Genomic DNA, 2,276 nt, shown 5'->3' on the forward strand with positions numbered 1-2,276 from the left:
AAACTGGTCATCGAAGCCGGCATGGAACTGACCCTCCAGGCCGCCGGCAGCTTCATCAAGCTCGACCCCAGCGGCATCACCGTCTCCGGCCCCCTGGCCAAACTCAACGCCGGCGGCTCACCGGGCAAAGGCACCGACATCGCCATCAAGCCCCCCACCCCACCGGGCGCGGCGGATGCGGACAAGGCGGGGAATCTGCTGGATAAGGCGCTGCTGAACCAGCTCGAACCCATCGAACCCCAGAAACTCAAGCGGATGATCAACTTCTCGGGCTGATGGCGCAGGACGCGGTCAATCAAGGATTGGAACACATGAGCGAAACAAGCAAGGTCAACAACTGGAGCTTTCCCTTCAAGCCCAGCGCAGGCAACCTCGACCCCATCCAGTGCCTTACCGCCATGGCAAAAGCGGGTAGCGGCTACTACCCCATTGGCAAGAATGGCCAATGGCATGGCGGGGTGCACTTCGATAGCAAGACAGCCGCATCGTTCGATCAATCCCAGGTACGCTGCATCGCCGATGGCGAGGTGATCGCCTACCGGATCGATAGGCGCTACCCGCAGAGTCTCTACGTCAGCGCATCGAGACAAAACGTAGCGGCTCCGTATTCGCGCTGCTTCGTACTGGTCAAGCATCGCCTGGAGGCCCCCGCGCTACCGGCCAACCCGGGTACCACACCGGTACCACCGCCTTCGCTGACCTTCTTCAGCCTGTACATGCATTTGCTGGACTGGGACGGCTACGGCAAAGCGGGCGCACCCACCGCTCCCGCGTTCATCGGGGAAACCCTCTACAAAGTGAAGGCAGACAAAGCCACGGACCCGGTACGAGGGCTGCGCGTCAGAGAAGCGCCCCCTTCCGGCAGAGTGCTCGCCATCCTTCCCAAAGGCAGCAAGGTCAAGGTGGGCGAGGTGCATAGCGCCGATCCAAGATGGCGCAAGCTGGTGGCCATCGTTCAAGGTCGCGCGCTTCCCGCCCTCGCCAGCCCGGTCCAAGGCTGGGTCTTCATCAAGGAAATGGAGCCAACGAGCGATGCGGACGTTTTTCTGGTCGGCGAAGATGCCAACGACCAGGAGCCAATGCTCGTGCCGGAGAAAGGCCTGAATGTGCGCAAAGCCGGCAACGGGCGCGCGCCCATCACGGGTGTTCTGCCAACGGATGCCAAGTTCCGACTGGAGTCGGCGACGGGGCCTTACCGAAAACTGAAAGAAATCGTCGCCGGCAAGGATGCGCCTCCGCTCTCGGCCAACAGCGTGCAGAACATCCAGGGCTTCGTGCACTTCGACTCCCTGGAGGCAACCCGCTCGGAACCGGTACTCGACCGTGTGCATGTGCTGCCCATGCCGTTTCCGGTCAAGGCAGGCGACGTGATAGGCCATCTCGGCCAATACCAGAATCACGATGACGGGAGCCCCCAGTCGCTTCTCCACTTGGAAGTGTTCAGTTGCGAGGATGTGCCCGCTTTCATCGCCAGAAGCAGGGCCTGGGCAGCCCAATTGCCCGACCAACAGAAAACCTTGCTGAAGGTCTACAAGGGGGCCAGCAAGCTCATTCCCCACCGCGAGGGCATCAACGCGAACAACCCACCCAAGATCAGCGACGCCGGTACGGCCGTAGGCTTCGATCTGATCATTCCGCAAAGCCTGCTGGACAGCCTCCCGGCGGACCGCAAGCTGCAAGTCAGCACCACCGTACCCGGCAGCACGACCCCACAAGTGACGCGCTGGTGGCGCTTGGACAATCTGCTCGCGGACAGCAGCGGCAACCCCATCAGCGGCTGGCTCGCGGAGCAGGAGCCCATCACCACGCGGCATAACCCCTGGGAATGGCCGGGCTACGACTTCATCAAGGAAACCGGCCGCCCCATCGGCAAGGTCGCCTACCTCTACGACGCCCTGCGCCGCCTGACGGACGAAGAACGAGCGAACTACCGCGCCCTGGTCAGCCAGGAAGACCAAGGCCCGGTAAAGGCCCGGCTCTACGACATCATCGACAGCAACCGCGACAACAAACTCACCGCCACCGAAATACGCGCTGCCCTGAAAAAACCATGGCACGCCCAATCCATCGCCCAACTGGTCACCCACTACGAAAGCGAATGGTTCTGGAAGGCCGATAAATGGGATGAACTCGACCCGTTAATGGGCCATATTCCTTTCGTCGACCCGAACCCCAACTGGGAGAGCGAAAAGGAGCGTATTGAGAAGTTGAGTTGGTGGGGAAGTTTGGCGGGCAAGCAAGGGATCAATGCGGATGGGAAGGCTTGGCATTTTCAG

The 2,276-nt window shown here is 61.4% G+C and carries 1 protein-coding gene and 1 pseudogene; both read left to right on the top strand.

Annotated features, from left to right (window positions below; all coding sequences use genetic code 11):
• A pseudogene (locus tag PIN01S_RS26090) lies at nt 1-276 on the top strand (DUF2345 domain-containing protein); the annotation flags it as partial.
• Nucleotides 277-311: 35 nt separating this feature from the next.
• On the top strand, nt 312-2,276 hold a 1,965-nt coding region (locus tag PIN01S_RS26095; RefSeq protein WP_084339825.1), incomplete at its 3' end, for an SH3 domain-containing protein.

The sequence above is a fragment of the Pseudomonas indica NBRC 103045 genome, assembly GCF_002091635.1.
In the GTDB taxonomy this organism is placed as follows: Bacteria; Pseudomonadota; Gammaproteobacteria; order Pseudomonadales; family Pseudomonadaceae; genus Pseudomonas_M; species Pseudomonas_M indica.